The sequence below is a fragment of the Peribacillus sp. NPDC058075 genome, from assembly GCF_042885195.1.
Lineage (GTDB): Bacteria > Bacillota > Bacilli > Bacillales > DSM-1321 > Peribacillus.
This window is the reverse complement of the sequence record NZ_JBHVSL010000001.1, coordinates 870903-887822: the sequence shown is the minus strand read 5'-3', so window position 1 is coordinate 887822 and position 16920 is coordinate 870903. Positions and strand designations below refer to the sequence as shown.

The 16920-nt window shown below is 41.7% G+C and carries 21 protein-coding genes; 5 read left to right on the top strand and 16 right to left on the bottom strand.

Translation table 11 applies throughout. The features are described from left to right. Window positions 1-155: 155 nt before the first annotated feature. The 3 genes from ACFVS1_RS04485 to gpr form a co-directional block, all read right to left on the bottom strand. Entirely contained in the window at window positions 156-479 is a 324-nt protein-coding gene (locus ACFVS1_RS04485) for a YqxA family protein (protein WP_387545300.1), read from the bottom strand. 21 nt (window positions 480-500) lie between these two features. After that, entirely contained in the window at window positions 501-1700 is a 1200-nt protein-coding gene (gene spoIIP / locus ACFVS1_RS04480) for a stage II sporulation protein P (RefSeq protein WP_352919793.1), read from the bottom strand. Between the two features lie 86 nt (window positions 1701-1786). Beyond that, the gene (gpr, locus tag ACFVS1_RS04475) at window positions 1787-2905 is read right to left on the bottom strand and encodes a GPR endopeptidase (protein ID WP_387545297.1); all 1119 of its coding nucleotides are present in this window, start codon (window positions 2903-2905) and stop codon (window positions 1787-1789) included. Between the two features lie 274 nt (window positions 2906-3179). On the opposite strand from gpr, the gene rpsT reads away from it, so the two are divergent. After that, on the top strand, window positions 3180-3446 hold the full coding sequence (rpsT, locus tag ACFVS1_RS04470) for a 30S ribosomal protein S20 (protein WP_387545294.1): 267 nt from the start codon (window positions 3180-3182) through the stop codon (window positions 3444-3446). Between the two features lie 87 nt (window positions 3447-3533). Here rpsT and holA read toward each other — a convergent pair whose 3' ends face one another. Then, the gene (gene holA / locus ACFVS1_RS04465) at window positions 3534-4547 is read right to left on the bottom strand and encodes a DNA polymerase III subunit delta (protein ID WP_387545291.1); all 1014 of its coding nucleotides are present in this window, start codon (window positions 4545-4547) and stop codon (window positions 3534-3536) included. A 343-nt stretch (window positions 4548-4890) separates the two neighbouring features. On the opposite strand from holA, the gene ACFVS1_RS04460 reads away from it, so the two are divergent. Beyond that, on the top strand, window positions 4891-5025 hold the full coding sequence (locus ACFVS1_RS04460; RefSeq protein ID WP_034308559.1) for a YqzM family protein: 135 nt from the start codon (window positions 4891-4893) through the stop codon (window positions 5023-5025). Between the two features lie 76 nt (window positions 5026-5101). Here ACFVS1_RS04460 and ACFVS1_RS04455 read toward each other — a convergent pair whose 3' ends face one another. From ACFVS1_RS04455 to ACFVS1_RS04445, 3 genes are all read right to left on the bottom strand, one after another. Then, a complete protein-coding gene (locus tag ACFVS1_RS04455) occupies window positions 5102-7408 on the bottom strand; it encodes a DNA internalization-related competence protein ComEC/Rec2 (protein WP_387545288.1) in 2307 nt (768 codons plus the stop codon). 19 nt (window positions 7409-7427) lie between these two features. Continuing rightward, window positions 7428-7988: a ComE operon protein 2 gene (locus ACFVS1_RS04450; protein ID WP_387545286.1), complete on the bottom strand. Its 561-nt coding sequence runs from the start codon at window positions 7986-7988 to the stop codon at window positions 7428-7430. Between the two features lie 78 nt (window positions 7989-8066). Beyond that, window positions 8067-8702 carry a helix-hairpin-helix domain-containing protein gene (locus ACFVS1_RS04445; protein ID WP_387545283.1) on the bottom strand — a complete coding sequence of 212 codons (636 nt, stop codon included), beginning with the start codon at window positions 8700-8702 and terminating at the stop codon, window positions 8067-8069. Window positions 8703-8811: 109 nt separating this feature from the next. Here ACFVS1_RS04445 and comER point away from each other — a divergent pair, with 109 nt between their 5' ends. Then, window positions 8812-9642, top strand: a complete 831-nt coding sequence (comER, locus tag ACFVS1_RS04440; protein WP_387545281.1) for a late competence protein ComER — start codon at window positions 8812-8814, stop codon at window positions 9640-9642. A gap of 104 nt (window positions 9643-9746) precedes the next feature. On the opposite strand, the gene ACFVS1_RS04435 is transcribed toward comER, so the two are convergent. Genes ACFVS1_RS04435 through ACFVS1_RS04400 form a run of 8 tightly spaced genes read right to left on the bottom strand, consistent with a single transcriptional unit; the run spans window position 9747 to window position 14760 of the window. Next, complete coding sequence (locus tag ACFVS1_RS04435; protein WP_352919775.1) at window positions 9747-10490, bottom strand: class I SAM-dependent DNA methyltransferase; 744 nt, start codon at window positions 10488-10490, stop codon at window positions 9747-9749. Beyond that, window positions 10487-10843: a ribosome silencing factor gene (rsfS, locus tag ACFVS1_RS04430; protein WP_101222622.1), complete on the bottom strand. Its 357-nt coding sequence runs from the start codon at window positions 10841-10843 to the stop codon at window positions 10487-10489. The genes ACFVS1_RS04435 and rsfS overlap by 4 nt, the downstream gene beginning before the upstream one ends. Continuing rightward, complete coding sequence (gene yqeK / locus ACFVS1_RS04425) at window positions 10843-11415, bottom strand: bis(5'-nucleosyl)-tetraphosphatase (symmetrical) YqeK (protein ID WP_352919772.1); 573 nt, start codon at window positions 11413-11415, stop codon at window positions 10843-10845. The genes rsfS and yqeK overlap by 1 nt, the downstream gene beginning before the upstream one ends. Continuing rightward, complete coding sequence (locus ACFVS1_RS04420) at window positions 11405-11974, bottom strand: nicotinate-nucleotide adenylyltransferase (RefSeq protein ID WP_098369749.1); 570 nt, start codon at window positions 11972-11974, stop codon at window positions 11405-11407. The genes yqeK and ACFVS1_RS04420 overlap by 11 nt, the downstream gene beginning before the upstream one ends. 11 nt (window positions 11975-11985) lie before the next feature. Continuing rightward, complete coding sequence (yhbY, locus tag ACFVS1_RS04415) at window positions 11986-12276, bottom strand: ribosome assembly RNA-binding protein YhbY (RefSeq protein WP_076365174.1); 291 nt, start codon at window positions 12274-12276, stop codon at window positions 11986-11988. Further along, window positions 12270-13112 (bottom strand): shikimate dehydrogenase, encoded by an 843-nt coding sequence (aroE, locus tag ACFVS1_RS04410; protein ID WP_350299527.1) that lies wholly within the window; start codon window positions 13110-13112, stop codon window positions 12270-12272. The genes yhbY and aroE overlap by 7 nt, the downstream gene beginning before the upstream one ends. Window positions 13113-13132: 20 nt before the next feature. Beyond that, window positions 13133-14242 carry a ribosome biogenesis GTPase YqeH gene (yqeH, locus tag ACFVS1_RS04405; RefSeq protein WP_387545276.1) on the bottom strand — a complete coding sequence of 370 codons (1110 nt, stop codon included), beginning with the start codon at window positions 14240-14242 and terminating at the stop codon, window positions 13133-13135. Then, complete coding sequence (locus ACFVS1_RS04400; protein ID WP_101222627.1) at window positions 14239-14760, bottom strand: YqeG family HAD IIIA-type phosphatase; 522 nt, start codon at window positions 14758-14760, stop codon at window positions 14239-14241. The genes yqeH and ACFVS1_RS04400 overlap by 4 nt, the downstream gene beginning before the upstream one ends. A 465-nt stretch (window positions 14761-15225) precedes the next feature. Here ACFVS1_RS04400 and ACFVS1_RS04395 point away from each other — a divergent pair, with 465 nt between their 5' ends. After that, window positions 15226-15366, top strand: a complete 141-nt coding sequence (locus ACFVS1_RS04395) for a sporulation histidine kinase inhibitor Sda (RefSeq protein ID WP_034311351.1) — start codon at window positions 15226-15228, stop codon at window positions 15364-15366. Between the two features lie 52 nt (window positions 15367-15418). Here the strand turns inward: ACFVS1_RS04395 and ACFVS1_RS04390 are convergent, their stop codons facing one another. Beyond that, window positions 15419-16204 carry a phosphatidylserine decarboxylase gene (locus ACFVS1_RS04390; protein ID WP_387545273.1) on the bottom strand — a complete coding sequence of 262 codons (786 nt, stop codon included), beginning with the start codon at window positions 16202-16204 and terminating at the stop codon, window positions 15419-15421. A 136-nt stretch (window positions 16205-16340) separates the two neighbouring features. Here ACFVS1_RS04390 and pssA point away from each other — a divergent pair, with 136 nt between their 5' ends. Further along, complete coding sequence (gene pssA, locus ACFVS1_RS04385) at window positions 16341-16880, top strand: CDP-diacylglycerol--serine O-phosphatidyltransferase (RefSeq protein ID WP_241589861.1); 540 nt, start codon at window positions 16341-16343, stop codon at window positions 16878-16880. The last annotated feature ends 40 nt before the right edge of the window (window positions 16881-16920 follow it).

Here is a 16920-nt window from a genome sequence, read left to right as displayed (position 1 = left end):
CGACACAATACACTATTTTTTATTATATCAATAGAAAATGCAAGATTCAACAGAATAGTTACAAAAGAAGCATCATTGCAGAGCAATGGATAAAAAAAGGCTGCATTCCTGATTCGGATGCAGCCTTTTGGCAGGTTACACAGCATATTTCATACCTAAATCATATCAATAAGTGCTTGAAAGGCACCTGATATGGTCTCTCCAAGCGTCTTGCCGATCGATGAGAAAAAGTTGAAAGCCTTCATTTCTTCCAGCTTTTCTTTTTTCGTCTCCAAATCATGACTCGTTACTTTTTCGCCAAGGATATCCGCTTCCATCTCCCCTTGGTCCGATTGGTTAATAATGAATGCACTATTCAAAGAGGGATCTTCATACCCCTTCATTTTTTTCATCCCGTCGTTCGCTTGCTGCATCCCGATTAGAACACCTAAAAATAATATGAGTACAATCCCTGTGCATTTCAACCAAAATCGAAACATGATAAGAGAACCCCTTTCAAATTACCGCGCTTCCGAATCCCCGGTCGGGTTATCCACAGCTTTGGCATCCCAGTAAAATTCACTGAAAACATCGGTAAAGGCATCAACGGTCAAGTACATTTCCTCGAAAGTATTATCAACACCGCCAATTTCAATAAGCATGGCATTTCCTGACAAATCCTGATTGTATACTCCATTATGTCCCGCTCCGCCTTGTTTCATAACCCCTCGTGAAATGCCAGGGTATTTTTTCTCCAAAGCTTTATGAAGCTTATTGGCAAGCGCTGCATTTTTTTCGTAGTTCGGGTTATTGCCCCCAACCACGAAGGCAATCTTGGCATACTCTTTACCGTTAATGTTAATGGTCGTATGTTTTTTTCGTTTAGAATCACGATGAATATCAATGATATATTCTAAATCTTTGTTATTGGCCAATGCCGTCTGGATGGATTTTCGTGATTCTTGATAGGATTTGGCATAATTCAATCCTTTATTATTCAGATTTCCCATTATATCCGTTTTATCGAGCGAGGAGCCGATCCCCTTAGCAGCCATATCTTCAACCATCCGTTCCCCGAGTTTGGTAATATTGATTTTCGAATGATAGGCTAGATCCGGGTTAGTCACCCCTTTTAAATATGGAAGATATGACTCCCGGTTATGGCTATGGTATATTTCGACCACTTTCCGGCCATTTGTCGTTTGTTTCGGCTGATCGGCCACTCCTGTTTCCGGTTCTACAATCTCATCCAGGTTTTGCAGGGATGCATCCCTTTCTTCATTCAGGACATCAACTGGCGGCGAGGATTCATACGGCATATTCGTATAATTCGTTCCTTCCCCGGCAACGAGGATCTCATTATCAAAAATCGAAAAGCCAGGAAGTTCCCTGCCAAGTAAGCTTCGCGGGTCCTCCAGCGAAATGTTGGTAGAAACTTTTATCAATTGATTCGTGATCATCGATTCCTGCTTACCTTCCGGCAGGGCATTAAAAAGATAGTGGTTTTCATTGGCCAGCATCGAGAACAGCATTTTTCCCGAGAATTGGTTGGCTACAGTATGTACGGAATTAGAAGATATCCGATACTCCGGTCTTAGGGAAGTCATGACCCCACTGACTGAAAAAACAAAAAGAAGCAAGGCGAGAATACCTAGAAAAGTTTTTATTATTGTTGATCCGTGAACGGCTGTTATGATTCCTGGGGAATTTCTTCTTTTCATCCTTCCACCCTCTCTATAGCTTGTCTATTAATACCTATGACTTTGCTAGAAAGGGTAGAACACCATTTTTGGGCACTAAAAATGATTTAACGTGTATAGTAGCCGGTATTATCTTGGTTTATTGAATGATGCAAGGCTGCATTTAACCCATTGGCTATTAAATTGGCCATATCCTCAATGAAAACATCGACTTCTTTCGGTGTAACCATTAAATTTTGACCAAGCGGTGACAGTACCTCATAAATCAATTTCCGTTTCTCTTCATCAGGGAGGACACCTATCATTCCCAAGAAGGTTTGGCGCTCCTTTTCACCTGGCATATCCTCTTCGGTCAGCTTTGTGCGCTTTCCAAAACTGAATCCAGCGGGCGCCAACGAACGTGATGGTCTGTCCCCTTCATTCAGTTCCTTGCCAAAGTGCTTCAAAATATAATCGATCGTATCGCTGGCAATTGATACGGCATCCACGACGGTAGGTATACCAATCGCTATAACAGGAACTCCCAGTGTAGCCTGGCTCAATTCTTTTCGTTTATTCCCAACACCAGACCCAGGATGGATGCCTGTATCCGTTATTTGAATCGTCGAATTCACTCGTTCGATCGAACGTGCAGCCAATGCGTCAACGACGATCAAGAAATCAGGCTTACTTTTTTCAATGACTCCTTTTATGATGTCACTCGTCTCGATTCCCGTAATCCCCATCACCCCGGGGGAAATCGCACTGACAGGCCGATAGCCTTCCTTGACGGACTCCGGCTGCAATTCAAACAAATGTCTTGTGACCACAAGGTTCTCAACGACTGCGGGCCCAAGAGCATCGGGAGTCACATTCCAATTACCAAGACCGACAACCAAACAGCTGCTTTCTTTGGTGATTTTATTCCGCTTCAAAAAGGAAGCCAGTTCGTTGGCGAACACCTTTTCCACCCGTTGCTGCGTATCCGTATCCTGCTGGCGGATCCCCTGCACTTCGATGGTCAAATAGCTGCCCTGCTTCTTCCCGATTTCTTTTTCACCCTCAGCCGTGACCTCGACTAAGGATACTTTCAGATCATCCACTTCTTTTTCCTTAATAATGACCCCTTCAATACGGGATACATCCACTTCCTCTATAACACCTTTATGTTCAAGGGCAATTTCCTTTGCTTCAATCGCCAAATCTGTACGAATTCCGTATTCACTAAGGTCCAAATTATTTTCCATAACGGCCTCCCGATGTTTGAATTGAATCTAATCTAGTATTTTCAATAGTCTCTCTTAAACATTCTGTCGGTTTTGCTTTTTTATTATTCATTTTTTTGGTACAATGAGTAATGACGAGATGAATTTATTCCCGAAATTATAATTCCTTTTCGATTCTCAATCTGAAGTATTGCATATTTATGAGCAGTCTGATAGAATATCACTTGTGCTATTTGATATGGATTTGAAAAGTCGAGTTCATATAATCTCGATTTCTTTGTAGGAGGTGAACGGAATGCCAAACATTAAATCTGCTATTAAACGTGTAAAAATCAACGACAAAAAACGCGTTCATAACATTACTGTTAGATCAACTATGCGTACTACAGTGAAAAACGCTGAAGTTGCATTAGCTGGTGACAACGTTGAAGCTGCTAAAGAAGCTCTTTTAACAGCTGCTGTGAAATTAGACAAAGCTGCATCTAAAGGATTAATCCATAAAAATGCGGCAGCCCGTAAAAAATCTCGTTTAGCGAAAAGACTTAACGCTCTTAACGCATAATGACAAAAATAAAACGATCCAACCGGATCGTTTTTTTTGTGCCGTTTTTTGCATAAAAAAGGTGACAGGATATCTGCCACCTTTTTATCATCTTATTTTTAAAAGCAACAGCTCAAGTGTGATTGCCTTATCGGCTTGGCCGGTCTTCATTTTATAATCCGCTTCCGCTAAGTCGTTGATGATGCTCAACAGCTCGCGTTCCTGGAATCTCCCCGTCTTTTCAAGTGCCAGCTTTACCCTATAAGGGTGCACCTTCAGCTGACCTGCAATTTTTTGCTGGCTATAGCCCTGGCGGGAAAGCTCCTTCACTTGATACATGAGCCTGACCTGACCTGCCATGACGCTCAAGATTTTGATCGGCTCTTCATTCTGCCTGAGAAGATCGTGCAGTATCGTCATCGCACTCTCCATCTTTCGCTGTAACACATGATCAACAAGCGTGAAGATATTCTGTTCAAGGGATTTAGCAACCAGCTTTTCCACTACCTCGACCGTAATGTGTTTATCAGCTTCTACATAAAGCACCATTTTATCCAATTCATTCGTAAGCATCATCAGATTCGTTCCAGCAAGTTCAAGTAAAAGCTCTGTAGCCTGCTCATCTATTTGGACTGAAGAAGCTTCGACCCTCTCCTTCACCCACCCTTTTAACTCATGATCACCAAGCTTCTTTGCTTCAACGAGAACCGCCTTACGCTTCAGTTCCTTGGTGATTTTTTTCCGTTCATCCAGTTTCTCATAAGGTGCGGTCAATACGACAATTGAATAAGGAACCGGGTCAGCCAAATATGCTTCCAGTCTTTTCACATTATGTTCAACTCTTGATTTCGTTTTTTCAGCTGTCAAAAAAAATGGGTTTTGCATGAAAACAAGGCGCCTTTCCCCGATAAACGGGAGGGTTTCGACATCTTCAAGTGCAGTTTCAACAGGCGTCTCTTCTAAATCAAATTGAGAAAAGTTAAAATCCATCTCATCCTCGTGAAGGACATTCTCGATCAATAACTGCTTCGTTTCATTAATTACATAGGCTTCCGACCCATATAACAAGTATACCGGCGCGAATTGCCCTTTTTTTATACTTTTCCAAACGTCTAATACCAATAGAATCCGCCTCTTTACTATGTATTCTTCTCTAATGGTATAGGTGGATGGACCATTTGACAAGCTATAAAGGGAACTAGCCCTTTAAAAGGGCTAATTCCGGATCTATATGAACACTTTCAAGAAAGGCCCGGGTAATCTCACTTGAAAGCGGGTAGAGTATTCATGTAGAACAAAAATTGAGCTTTTCTATTTCGCTTGCTTTGTTTGTACTGTTATTTTGACCTCAAAAACCCAAACTATTTGTGACAACTCTTGTCAGTAAAGGAAATGAAGGAATGAAGCCTGTAGATTTTTTTTTGGTAATGTTTTATACTATTAGCAGAAATAGGAGGGGTAAACAATGAACGAATTCGAAAAGAATGTTCAATCAAAGACAGATGACGTCGCTGATTCCGCTATAGGTTTCATCGGTTCTTTTGTATTTTTCGCTGCCATGTTCACCATAGCTGTCGTCATTAAAGCTGTCGGATCCTGATTTCATTTACTACATGCACTTATTTTTCCTGATGGAGGCTGCCGCTGCAGTCTCTTTCTTTTTGATTTTCTACATACTATGGGAGAGTCTTCCGAAAGGTTCCACTGCTTTTGTAATACTTGTAAATAATAGAACCATCCTCGTCCGTCCTGAACACCTTTATTCCATTTATATCCAGATTCCCAATTACGTCTCGATGAGGGTGACCGTAGCCATTATCTTTTCCAACTGAAATAAGCGCCGCTTTCGGCCGCAGCTGTTCAAGAAAGGGTCTGGAGGAAGAAGTTTTGCTGCCATGGTGACCGACCTTCAAGATATCCGCCTGCAACTCCGGAAATGTTCTCAAAAGTTCACTTTCCCCGTCTTCTCCCATATCGCCGGTCAATAACCATGACACCCCCCCAAGCACCGTGAATAGAACTATGGATGAATCATTCTTATTTTCTTCTTTCCCATATGGACTTAGCACAGCAAACGGCGCACCGCCCGCCACCCAATGGTCCCCCCTTTTCAGGACAGTCATTTTCATTTTTTTATCTCTTGCCACAGTCACAAAATCCATATTCCTGTATTGCTCTTCACTCCAGCCTCCAATGATGATCTCTCCAACTTTAAAATTTTCTATTAATTCTTTTGCACTTCCCATATGATCTGTGTCCGGATGGGTGAAAATCAGTTTGTCCAATTGGTGGATCCCCTTGCTTTTCAATAATGGAATAATGATATCATCCGCGGTGTTGAACTTCTTTCGCTTTTCTGCCCACGTGTCGATTGGAAATGTAATTTGCCCACCCGTGTCAATCAAATAGTTACCGCGGTTGAAAGGCAGGATAATTAAAATAGAATCACCTTGCCCAACGTCGATGATTTGTACTTCACCAAAAGGCGAGAACCTTTGTAAGTTATATTGCAAAATTAAAAGGACAATGATTATTCCGCACCAGACTTTACTTTTTTCAAAGGATACTTCCCAAGTCAGGTATAATCCTAAAAGCGAAATAACAAGTAATAGCATCATGATGAAAGGTGGTTTTCCAAACGGAATGGAGGCCAGCGGCAAATACGATGCACCATCCGCAGCTTTATTGCAGAGTATGAAGGTAAAATTCAATAATGAGATGAGGGGTTGCCCCAAGGGAGGCAGGACTATATGAATGAAGAGGGAAATCAGCGAAAATGGCAGTAATATGATGGAATAAAGCGGAACATACAATACGTTCAGAAACACGCCAAGAATGGATGCTTCAAAAAAGTGAAAAAGCAAAATCGGAAGGGCTGCCAATTGGCAGATGGAACTGACGATGAATAGCTGCGTTGTTTTCTTCGGGTATTGCAAGACTATGCTTGAAGACATGATAATGGAGAACGTGACCGCGAATGAAAGCTGAAAACCTATATCATAGAGCATATTAGGCCGAAAAAACAAAAGTGCCATATAAGCCGATCCGATTGCGGCACCCGCCGAAATCCGCTTCTTGAATAGCAAGAGTAGAAAGAAAAGCATAGCCATTAAACAGGATCTCACGACTGATGGACTGGCACCTGAAAGTAACATGTAAACCGGAAGGAAGATTAAGATGGCCATCATCATTCTTTCCCGTGTAATCCCGATCCTGATGCCGGAGTAAAATAACAGCCCCATTAAAAAACTGACATGAAGACCGGAAATAGCCAGTAAATGAACCAGTCCGAGCCGCTGATAATTAGTAAGCGCGCCTTCATCTATATATGTCTGGTCGCCGAATATGAGGGCTGTGACAAAACCGCTCGATTCTTCCGGAAAGTGTTCTCTAATATACGTAATCCCCTTTAGGCGCCAATTACGAATTGAAACCGGAATCGAGTTTCCAGCCTTTTTGCATTCTTCAAATGAAATGGAATCAGCTTTGAATATCCAATGGATGCCTTGACGCAAAAGATAACGCTGATAATCGAAACTGTTTTCATTTCTGTTTTTGTCGGGAATTTGCAATGTCCCTTCGGCCGGACATGATAAACCGATTCGCAGAAACTGACCCAGCTTTTTCTGTTCCAGTTCAGTGGTGATTTTATAACGGAGCACTAACCGTTCGCCTTTCTCACTGGCAACGAGTCCTTTTAAAGAATTTCCATCTATATTCGGTTGATTCGTAAATGTAATGATAAATTGGCTTTCCGTTCCATGATAGGCAGTTTCGTTGCGGTGATCGCTGAAGGAGGCGGCCCCTAAAAACATCCCCATGATCACCAAATGAAAACTAAGGGCCTTCACACTTAATCCCAAAGAAAAATAAAGGAAACAGAGAAAAATAAGGATGATGATCAGCAGCCTTACATTTATAAAAGAATGGGCCGTAACACCAAATGTGGCCGAAACGGCTAATAAGATAAGGTGTCGAGCCATGCCTGCCCCCCGGACCTATTTAATTTTCAAAAATCTGATTGGCCTGCTTTTCGAGCTCCGATACAACTTCTTTTTCCAGGCCTGTTCGTTCAAGTTGAGCTAACAACGAGAATACAAAGTCCTTTTTTTGTTTTCCATTAACATCGATGGCCCCTTTTGCTTCAACCTTCTCGGTCTTGACGCCAGCCTGTTTAAATAATTCCAGGGCATATGGATGATTTTTGTAATCTTCCGCATAATAAACAGCCTTTATGCCAGCTTGGATGAGTGATTTACAGCATTGAAGACACGGGAAATGCGTCACATATATTTCTGCCCCATCAGTAGGCACCCCAAATTTCGCACATTGTAAAAGTGCATTCATTTCTGCATGTATCGTTCTGACACAATGATTATCAATTACATAACAGCCATCATCAATACAGTGCGTCCCTCCAGCAATGGACCCATTATATCCCCCCGCAATGATTCTGTTGTCCCTGACGATGGTCGCCCCTACAGTGAGGCGTGTACATGTGCTTCTTAAGGCTAATAAATGGCTTTGCGCCATGAAATATTGATCCCAACTAATTCTGTTCATGTTGTATCCCCTTACGACTAGAATGATTTTCTTCAATTTTACCCTCTTCCTGTCCATTTGTGTAGCCTATTCAATCATTCATTTCACCGAAATGGAATCCCGTAACCTTTCAAACGTTTTATCGCCGATTCCCGTTACCTTCTTCAATTCATCGACCTCCTTGAATTTCCCTACCGTTTCCCTGTATTCCAGGATCGCATTCGCTTTGGATGGTCCAATTCCCGTCAAGGTTTCCAAATCTTCCTGTGTAGCTGTATTCAAGTTCACCAGTCCTCCTGACGCCCCCTTAGTGGAGGCATCACCAGACGAACCGACTTGTATATTCTCCAAGTTCCCCATGACTTCTTCACCTATTTCTGGAACATAAATGACCATTTGGTCTTCGACGATTTGGGCAAAATTCACTTTATTTTTATCGGCCTTGTCCGTAAAACTGCCTGCAGCCGAAATTAAATCAATTACCCGGTCACCCGCCTGTGCAGTAAAAATGCCTGGGGACCTGACCGCTCCTTTTACGTCTACTTTAATGATCAAAGGTTCGGCAGCCGTTTCATTTTCACTTTTTTCGATTTCAGCCTCTTTTTCAGAAATGGAAAATATATCTTCCGTATCCGCCGGATTCTCCCCTTGTTGCAAAAAAAAGTAAATGCCTGCTGCAACAAATGCCACCGCAACGGTAATCTTCGTCATTTTCCTTTTTAAAATTTCATCCATTTCTTTGCCTCCTTGTTGGATTTCGCACGATACATTGTCATAGGACAGATTAAAAATACATAGTGTTTTTAGGAGAATCAATCGCTTTAAGTGAGAGGAGTTGATCGGATTGAAGAAAATTGGTGTTATCGGAACCGGAAATATGGGGACCATTTTAATTGAGGCATGGCTGGAGGCAAAAATATTGAAGCCGGCAGATCTAGTCATTACAAATCGAACGATTTCCAAAGCATTGGTGCTGAAAGAAAAACACCCTGGCATCAAGGTTGCCGAAAGCGCAGCCGAAATCGTCCAACAAGCCGACTTTATCTTTCTCTGTGTAAAACCATTACAAATAAACAGCCTATTACAAGGCATCAAACATCATATAAAAAGGGATCAGCTGGTCATTTCCATCACAAGCCCGCTTTCAGTCTCCCAGCTTGAATCGGCAGTGAATGCCCCCTGTGCCCGTTTTATACCGAGCATAACGAACCGTGTCGGTTCAGGGGTATCTTTACTGAGTTTCAGCAAGAGCTGCAGCAAGGAGAAAGTATCAGCTCTATATGATTTGGCCTCCGCCATATCGGCACCTGTCATCATTGAAAATGATATCACCCGGGTAGCTTCCGATATCGTCAGCTGTGGTCCTGCCTTCTTCAGCTATTTAGCACAAGCTTTTATTGACGCGGCCTGCCAAACGACGAAGATAGATAAAGAAACGGCTACGACTTTGACTGAGAATATGTTGGTTGGCTTAGGGGAACTGCTTGGAAAAGGGGTTTATACATTGCCGACCTTGCAGGAAAAGGTTTGTGTAAAGGGTGGAATAACGGGTGAGGGAATCAAGGTTTTAGAAGCTGAAACAGGGGAAATGTTCCATCATCTTTTTCAAGCAACACATGAAAAGTTTGCAGAGGACCTAGATGAAGTTGAAAAGCAGTTTGGCCATCCTTATTAATATTCGTAATTTATATCTCATTTCCTTCTTAAAATAAAAAAAATAAGAGGTCAGACCTCCACTCGTACAGGATGTTGTACGAACGGGGATTCTTGACCTCTTTATTATTTACTGGCTACAAACAAGATTCTTTCGGTTTCCGTTACGAGCGGTGCTTCTTCAAGATCCGCCAAAATTTCAGAAACCGTAAAACCTGCTTGCTCCAACCACTTTTTATATTGTTCAACCGGATAGGTCCGTTGATAATGCAACTCATCAAAACGGTCATACAGTCCGCTTTCATCGTCCCTTACGAAAAAACTTAAATCATGCTCAACACTGTAAGGTTCAACACCTGGAAAGCAGTCCCATATATAGGATACTTCTTCGCCGTTGACAGCAAACGTATTATCGCGAAAGATTTCTTCCATTTTATAAATAGAGTGGATATCAAACAAGAATAATCCGCCATCCTTCAAATGCTCATGAACCCGGCTGAACGTCTTGACTATATCCTCCTCATCGCGAAGGTAGTTCAGCGAATCACAAAAAATCGTGACACAATCAAATTGGCCAAGTCCCTCGAGTTCTGCCATATTCTGCTGAAAAAGCGGAATTGATAATCCAAGCTTAACCGCCTTTTCATTGGCAACAAGAAGCATTTCATCAGATAAGTCCACGCCGGTGACTTCGAATCCGTGTTGCGCCAATTCAACGGTCATTTCCCCGGTTCCACACGCTAAATCCAGGACTTTCCTCCCGCCAATTCCATACTGTTCCAGCTTCGCCGTAAGGACCATCAGCCATTTTTCATAAGGTGCGTCCTTCATCAATTCATCGTATACATAGGCAAAGCGTTCATAAGTCATGTAGTCAGTTCACTCTCTAGATCTTCAAAGGGTGCATCTCCCCATAAACGTTCAAGGTTATAGTAGTTTCTTTCATCTTTATGGAAAATATGGGCCACTACATCGCCAAGATCCACAAGCACCCATTTCGCCTCGTCAAAACCTTCAAGACGTTTTACATTGATTCCTGATTCATCAGCCTTGCTCTTCATTTCACGAGCTATTGCTTGTACTTGTTTTTCAGAATTACCGTGGCAGATCAAAAAGTAATCCGCTACAAGGGAAATACCTTGCATGTTCAATGCCACGATATCCTCCGCTCTTTTATCATCCGCCGCTTTTGCTGCAATTACAAGAAGTTCACGTTCAGTCATTACATCTTCTCCTTCAAATTCATGATCAAATCATTATATGTCTTAAATGTGTCAGGGTAAATTGCCTGATTTCTTTTCATTAAAAAAACAACTGTATTCCTTAAAGCCTGGATGACAGCATGATCCAAGTTTTGCTTTGCCGTCTGCCTGACTTCTTCGACACCGGGAAAAGAACGTCCCGGCTCAATATAGTCGGCAAGGTATACGACTTTATCCAAAAGGCTCATGCCAACCCTGCCAGACGTGTGATAGGCAATCGCATCCAAGATTTCAGCGTCCTGAATGCCGGCTTCCTTTTTCACCAAATAAGCCCCGACAGGCGCGTGCCATAGCTCCATATTGTATTCAAGTAACGCCGGGTCCATTTTTTCAGCGATTATTATTTGCTCCATTTCCTCTTTTGGACGGAACTTTGCATAATCGTGGAAAATGGCTGCCAGTTCCGCTTTTTTTGCGTCGGCACCATACCGTTCAGCAAGTTCAATCGCTGACTCGACCACACCCAAGGTATGAATGTACCTGCGCTCAGTGATTTGTTCTTTGACCAGCGCCAATGCTTTCTCACGATTCATATAAACCATTCCCTTTAATATACTTCACCACTGGATCTGCTATTAAATATTTCACGGTTTTCCCCGTTCTTAACTTCCTTCTTATCATGGAGGACGAAATGAACATCTGTGGGACTTTCACCATCGTGATTGGGTATACGGTCTTTTCATTATATCCAGGGCGCTTCACCCCGACGAAATTCACCATATGCACCAGCTCGTCGATACGGTGCCAATTCGGTAAGTACTCAATCATGTCTGCGCCAATTATGAAATAGAACTCATTAGTTGGCTCAAGCTCTTTCAGCAATTTTATTGTGTCATACGTATAAGATGTGCCTTTTCTTTCTATTTCAATACCCTCAATATAAAAAGATGGGTTTCCGGCTATCGCGTTTTCCAACATAGCCAGCCTGTCCATATCGGTTACTTCCTCCGATTTTTCCTTATGTGGAGGAACGTGATTTGGCATGAACCTGATTTCATCTAGCTCAAGGGCATCAAGCACTTCATTCGCTATAATCAAATGCCCAATATGCGGAGGATTGAATGTACCGCCAAGAATTCCAATTTTTTTCATAGATAGGTTCCTTAAGGTAATTTAAGTTGTTTGTTTTCTTTTGATTCTTTATAAAGCACAATTGTATTGCCGATAATCTGAACCAATTCCGCCCGTGCACCCTTTGATAAAGAAAGTCCCACATCATCGCGGTCCTCTTCACAGTTTTGCAGGATGCTGACCTTGATTAATTCACGTACTTCAAGCGCCTCACCAATTTGCTTGATGAGATTATCATTGACGCCGCCTTTACCAACTTGAAAAATTGGATTGAGGTGGTGGGCCTTTGATCGTAAAAATCTTTTTTGTTTACCTGTTAACATGTGTTACCTCCTAGTTTGTTCAAGACAATATCTGTCATTCTTGCTGTATCCGGCATAATGCCTGTCCATATCTCAAAAGCGAGCGCGGCCTGGTTGATGAACATCCCCAGTCCATTTTGCGTTTCCGCCCCTTTTTCCCCCGCTTCACGCAGCAGTTTGGTTTGCAGAGGGTTATAAATGATATCACTGACAATGGCACCGGTTTTAAGCTGGTCGACCTTTAACGGTGAATGATCCAATTCAGGACTCATTCCAGAAGAAGTCGTTTGGATGATTAAATCATATTGTGATAAGCTTTCTTCCGCTTCGATAATCGAGAGTGCCTTCGATACTTTATCATATGGGCAATCAGAAACAAGCTGGGCCGCCCTTTCCTTTGTCCGGTTTGCAATATCAACTTGCTTTACCCCTTCTTTCACGAGGGTAAAATAAATCGCACGCGCAGCACCGCCCGCTCCGATCACTAACGTTTTTTTAGCCTTGATGTCACCTGATATTTCATCGCATAAAGATTTGAAAAATCCTTTTCCGTCTGTATTATACCCTATAAACCGACCATTTTTGTTAACAACCGTATTTACAGCCCCGATTGCAAGGGCCAGTTCATCCACTTCATCAAGGAAAGGGATGATTGAAGTCTTATGAGGAATCGTGATGTTAAACCCTTCTATACCAAGGGCTTTCATGCCTTTTACGGCATCGTTCAAACGCTCAGGTGTCACATGAAAATGATGATAAACCGCTTCTATATTTTCTTTTTCAAATGCATCATTATGAATGTCGGGTGACATCGAATGTGCAATTGGATCTCCCATTACCCCATATATCTTTTTCATAGACTAGACGACCCCTATATTTAGATTAATGATTTGCGAACGATCACATTGACGCCCTTTGGAACATGTGCAACGATTTTCGCTCCTGGCTCATTGACCGTCACCCAGCCAAGACCGGAAAACACAATATCCATTTTACCATCTTTCAAGGAGAATTCATGTGGAATCAGCTTCGGAAACTCCTCGATTTGTTCTGGCCGCGGGGGCGTCAATAACTCCCCGGCATGGTTTTTATACAATTCATCGGCATTTTCCAGCTTCGTACGATGAATATTCAATTCATTGGAAAGGTAGCAAGTCAGGGAACGCCTTCCGCCTGAGACATAGTCCAGTCGGGCCAACCCTCCGAAAAATAGCGTCTGTCCTTCATTCAGTTGGTAAACTCTCGGCTTGATTTCCTTTTTCGGCATAATCACCTTGAAGTCCCGTTTGTCCACATAGTGAGCCATTTGATGATGATTAATGATTCCTGGTGTATCGATCAATGCCTGTTCATCATCCAAAGGAATTTCAATCATATCCAAGGTAGTCCCAGGGAAGTGGGAAGTCGTGATGATATCGCCTTCACCGCTCAATTCTTTTATAAGCCGGTTGATGAAAGTGGATTTACCTACATTCGTACAGCCCACCACGTAGACATCTTTACCTTTGCGGTACCGCTCAATCGCATCAGCCGCTTCCAGTATGTACTTTCCCTTTTCCGCACTGACAAGCAGGACATCAACCGGGTTAAGACCCAATTCCTTGGACGATTGCTTCATCCAATTGATCAACTTGTTCGTTTTGACGGATTTAGGCAATAAATCGACCTTATTTCCGATCAGAAGAACATCATTTCTTCCTACAAATCGATGAAGGCCAGGCAGCCAGCTTCCATTGAAATCAAAAATATCGACGATTTTGACGATTAAAGAGTCGGTTTCGCCTACTTTATTCAAGATTTTCAAGAAGTCATCGTCTGTTAAGGATACATCCTGAACTTCGTTATAATGTTTCAATTTAAAGCAGCGCTGACAGACGATCATCTCTTTTTCCAGGGCTGATTTAGGGGCATAGCCCAACTCCTTCGGATCTTCAGTCTGGACCTTAACACCGCAGCCGATGCACACTAATTCTTGATGATTGTTCAATTGTGATCCTCCCATTCTATCATTCCTTTTCGTTTAAAAAACGCCATGATCTTTCTTTCAAAATAACGATTGATCCTTGTTCTGAATTCGTCGGTTTGCGCTACAGGAAGCACTAAGATCGTATGAAACCCGCCTCTGTTCCCTCCCAATACATCCGTCAATAACTGATCGCCGATTACCACCGTTTCTTCCAATTTCAATCCCATTGACTTACGGGCTTTATTGAAAGCTCTTACCATCGGTTTTCTGGCCTGGAAGATAAACGGAATGTGAAGCGGATCGGAAAAAGCTCGAACCCGATTTTCATTATTATTGGACACGATCGTCACTAAAATCCCATGATCCCGCAAATTGTCGAACCATTTGATTAAATCGGGGGTGGCAGTTGGCCTGTCCCATTCAACGAGAGTATTATCCAAATCGGTAATGACTCCCTTGATCCCTCTTTTTTTCAATTCTTGAGGATCTATATTAAAAATGCTTTTAACATGTTCACTCGGCAAAAATAATTTAAGCATATTGACACCTCTATATTTTCATTAAAATTTACCGTTTCCATCATATCGAATTTTTAGCTCACTTTCAAAAAAAATTAGGAAAGAAGGGCTGACGGTAAAGAAACATCATAATGGATGTTTTCAGATATGGAAAGGCATTTTTTATTAAATAATGGGAAATTTGCAGGCAGACCAGAACCAAAGAACTAATTATTCATAAAAGATTTCGACAAAAATTTCATTTGTTCAACCTGTGGATAACTTTACTAACATTTTCCATACTGATGTGCACCATTTCGTTCACCTTGTAAACAACTTAACCACAGGTTATCCACTTTCAACTGTGGATAACAGAACGATTGTTCTCCACGTTTATTTCTGATACAGTAGGGGTACATCAAGGAAGACTTATCAATATATGCAGGTAAACACAAAATTATTCCTCGCAATCCCTACTGGAGGTGAGCAGCCGTAAGTGGCGTTCTGATGCAAAAACTATCTGATGACCTGTTGCTTGAATCCTATTTTAAAGCACAAAATTTAAAGTTGAGTACCGATTTCATCCGCCTCATAGAAACGGAAATTCATCGAAGATCCCTAACGCATAAAATCCGATCAATATTTTAATATGGAATACATAGGCTGACATCAAATGTCAGCCTCTTATTTTCAATTGAAGTTAGACGGCCCTCATGAAACCGATCGTTTCACCTACACGGACATCTGCGGGAATGGATATGTTTCCTTCAAGTTCAAATCTGCCTTTTTCAAAAAGAAGCACCACTGTTGACCCAAAGCTGAAATAAGAAAATTCCTGCCCTTTTTCCAATTCATCCGATTCATCTGTAATGACGATCGAATTTATGAACATGGCCCCGACTTTCACCATCGCCAAACTTCCCGCTTCATTTTGCAGTTCAGTCACTGTCCGATAATTTTTTGATAAAGGCTCTTTTCCATATTTCATCCCCCATTTATTGACGGGGTACGATTTCCTTCCAAGGGTCCAGCGTTTGACTACGGAACCCTTGATTGGTGCATGGATCCTATGGTAATGACTCGGGCTTAAGTATAACACGAGATATTTGCCGCCTAAGTACTTTTCCAAAATAAGCTCATCCCCAAGCATTTCCTCCATTGAATATACCTTTCCCTTAACGACGATCTTTTTATCAGCCCGTATCTCCCCTGAATCCTCGAGAACACCGTCTACAGGACAAGCCACCGCAGAAGAAACTGCCGTAATTGGCCTGGCGTCCGCCTTTAACTGCCTTGTAAATAGCTCGTGAAGATTGGTATAAGCTTTTAACTCCTTACCAAATTCTTGCTGATTAAGGTTGAATGTTTTTACATACAGTAAAATTAAGGGCCTGCTCCAACGTGATTGGCTAAAATGCTTTAATAATCCTGATGAATACTGACCATTCGTCAGTTCAATAAGAATGCGATATAACGACTGAAACAAATAAAACCACTCCAAATTGTAAAATTATTCTAAAAATCACTTGCATAAATTGTGTTAAGTAAAATATTATTATATAATAAATACTTATGTTTACTATATTTTGTTTTAATTTGTTTCATTTGAAAGGAGTGAAAAAATGTTTTTATTACACGCCCTCGATCAAACCATTAAAAAAGTGAAAGCACAAACAGCAAATATACTTACTTTAATGAATTTATCCCTTGGTGGATTTGCAATAATTGCCGTGATGCACGGCCAATTGAATTTAAGCCTGCTTTTAATCTTCCTGGCTGCCCTTGCAGATCGCTTTGACGGTATGGTTGCTCGGAAGTTCAACATTGAATCGGAATTGGGAAAACAGCTTGATTCCATGTGTGACATCATATCTTTTGGCGTCGCACCAGCTCTATTATTATACCAAGGAATATTAATAGAATTCGGAGCACCCGGCACACTCTTCACCGTTTTCTATATTGGATGTGGCGCATTTCGTCTTGCCCGCTTCAATATAAGTGAAAGCAATGGATATTTTACAGGAGTGCCAATTACGGTTGCGGGCTGCATCGCAACTTTAAGTTATCTCGCCATCCCGTATTTCCATCCGGTCTTTTTCTTATCACTCATGATTATATTATCATTACTTATGGTCAGTCCATTTAAACTGAGGAAAGTTTAAATAAGAAAACGGATGTCCTAAACCGGACATCCGCTTTTTT

What these genes read in the sequence shown, in the direction of transcription:
- ACFVS1_RS04485 (WP_387545300.1), bottom strand. Translation starts at nt 479, where the DNA reads ATGTTTCGATTTTGGTTGAAATGCACAGGGATTGTACTCATATTATTT.
- gpr (WP_387545297.1), bottom strand. Translation starts at nt 2,905, where the DNA reads ATGGAAAATAATTTGGACCTTAGTGAATACGGAATTCGTACAGATTTG.
- ACFVS1_RS04460 (WP_034308559.1), top strand. Translation starts at nt 4,891, where the DNA reads ATGAACGAATTCGAAAAGAATGTTCAATCAAAGACAGATGACGTCGCT.
- ACFVS1_RS04435 (WP_352919775.1), bottom strand. Translation starts at nt 10,490, where the DNA reads ATGACTTATGAACGCTTTGCCTATGTATACGATGAATTGATGAAGGAC.
- yqeK (WP_352919772.1), bottom strand. Translation starts at nt 11,415, where the DNA reads ATGAATCGTGAGAAAGCATTGGCGCTGGTCAAAGAACAAATCACTGAG.
- ACFVS1_RS04420 (WP_098369749.1), bottom strand. Translation starts at nt 11,974, where the DNA reads ATGAAAAAAATTGGAATTCTTGGCGGTACATTCAATCCTCCGCATATT.
- yhbY (WP_076365174.1), bottom strand. Translation starts at nt 12,276, where the DNA reads ATGTTAACAGGTAAACAAAAAAGATTTTTACGATCAAAGGCCCACCAC.
- ACFVS1_RS04455 (WP_387545288.1), bottom strand. Translation starts at nt 7,408, where the DNA reads ATGGCTCGACACCTTATCTTATTAGCCGTTTCGGCCACATTTGGTGTT.
- ACFVS1_RS04395 (WP_034311351.1), top strand. Translation starts at nt 15,226, where the DNA reads ATGCAAAAACTATCTGATGACCTGTTGCTTGAATCCTATTTTAAAGCA.
- rsfS (WP_101222622.1), bottom strand. Translation starts at nt 10,843, where the DNA reads ATGACTGAACGTGAACTTCTTGTAATTGCAGCAAAAGCGGCGGATGAT.
- ACFVS1_RS04450 (WP_387545286.1), bottom strand. Translation starts at nt 7,988, where the DNA reads ATGAACAGAATTAGTTGGGATCAATATTTCATGGCGCAAAGCCATTTA.
- aroE (WP_350299527.1), bottom strand. Translation starts at nt 13,112, where the DNA reads ATGAAAAAGATATATGGGGTAATGGGAGATCCAATTGCACATTCGATG.
- pssA (WP_241589861.1), top strand. Translation starts at nt 16,341, where the DNA reads ATGTTTTTATTACACGCCCTCGATCAAACCATTAAAAAAGTGAAAGCA.
- ACFVS1_RS04400 (WP_101222627.1), bottom strand. Translation starts at nt 14,760, where the DNA reads ATGCTTAAATTATTTTTGCCGAGTGAACATGTTAAAAGCATTTTTAAT.
- rpsT (WP_387545294.1), top strand. Translation starts at nt 3,180, where the DNA reads ATGCCAAACATTAAATCTGCTATTAAACGTGTAAAAATCAACGACAAA.
- ACFVS1_RS04445 (WP_387545283.1), bottom strand. Translation starts at nt 8,702, where the DNA reads ATGGATGAAATTTTAAAAAGGAAAATGACGAAGATTACCGTTGCGGTG.
- spoIIP (WP_352919793.1), bottom strand. Translation starts at nt 1,700, where the DNA reads ATGAAAAGAAGAAATTCCCCAGGAATCATAACAGCCGTTCACGGATCA.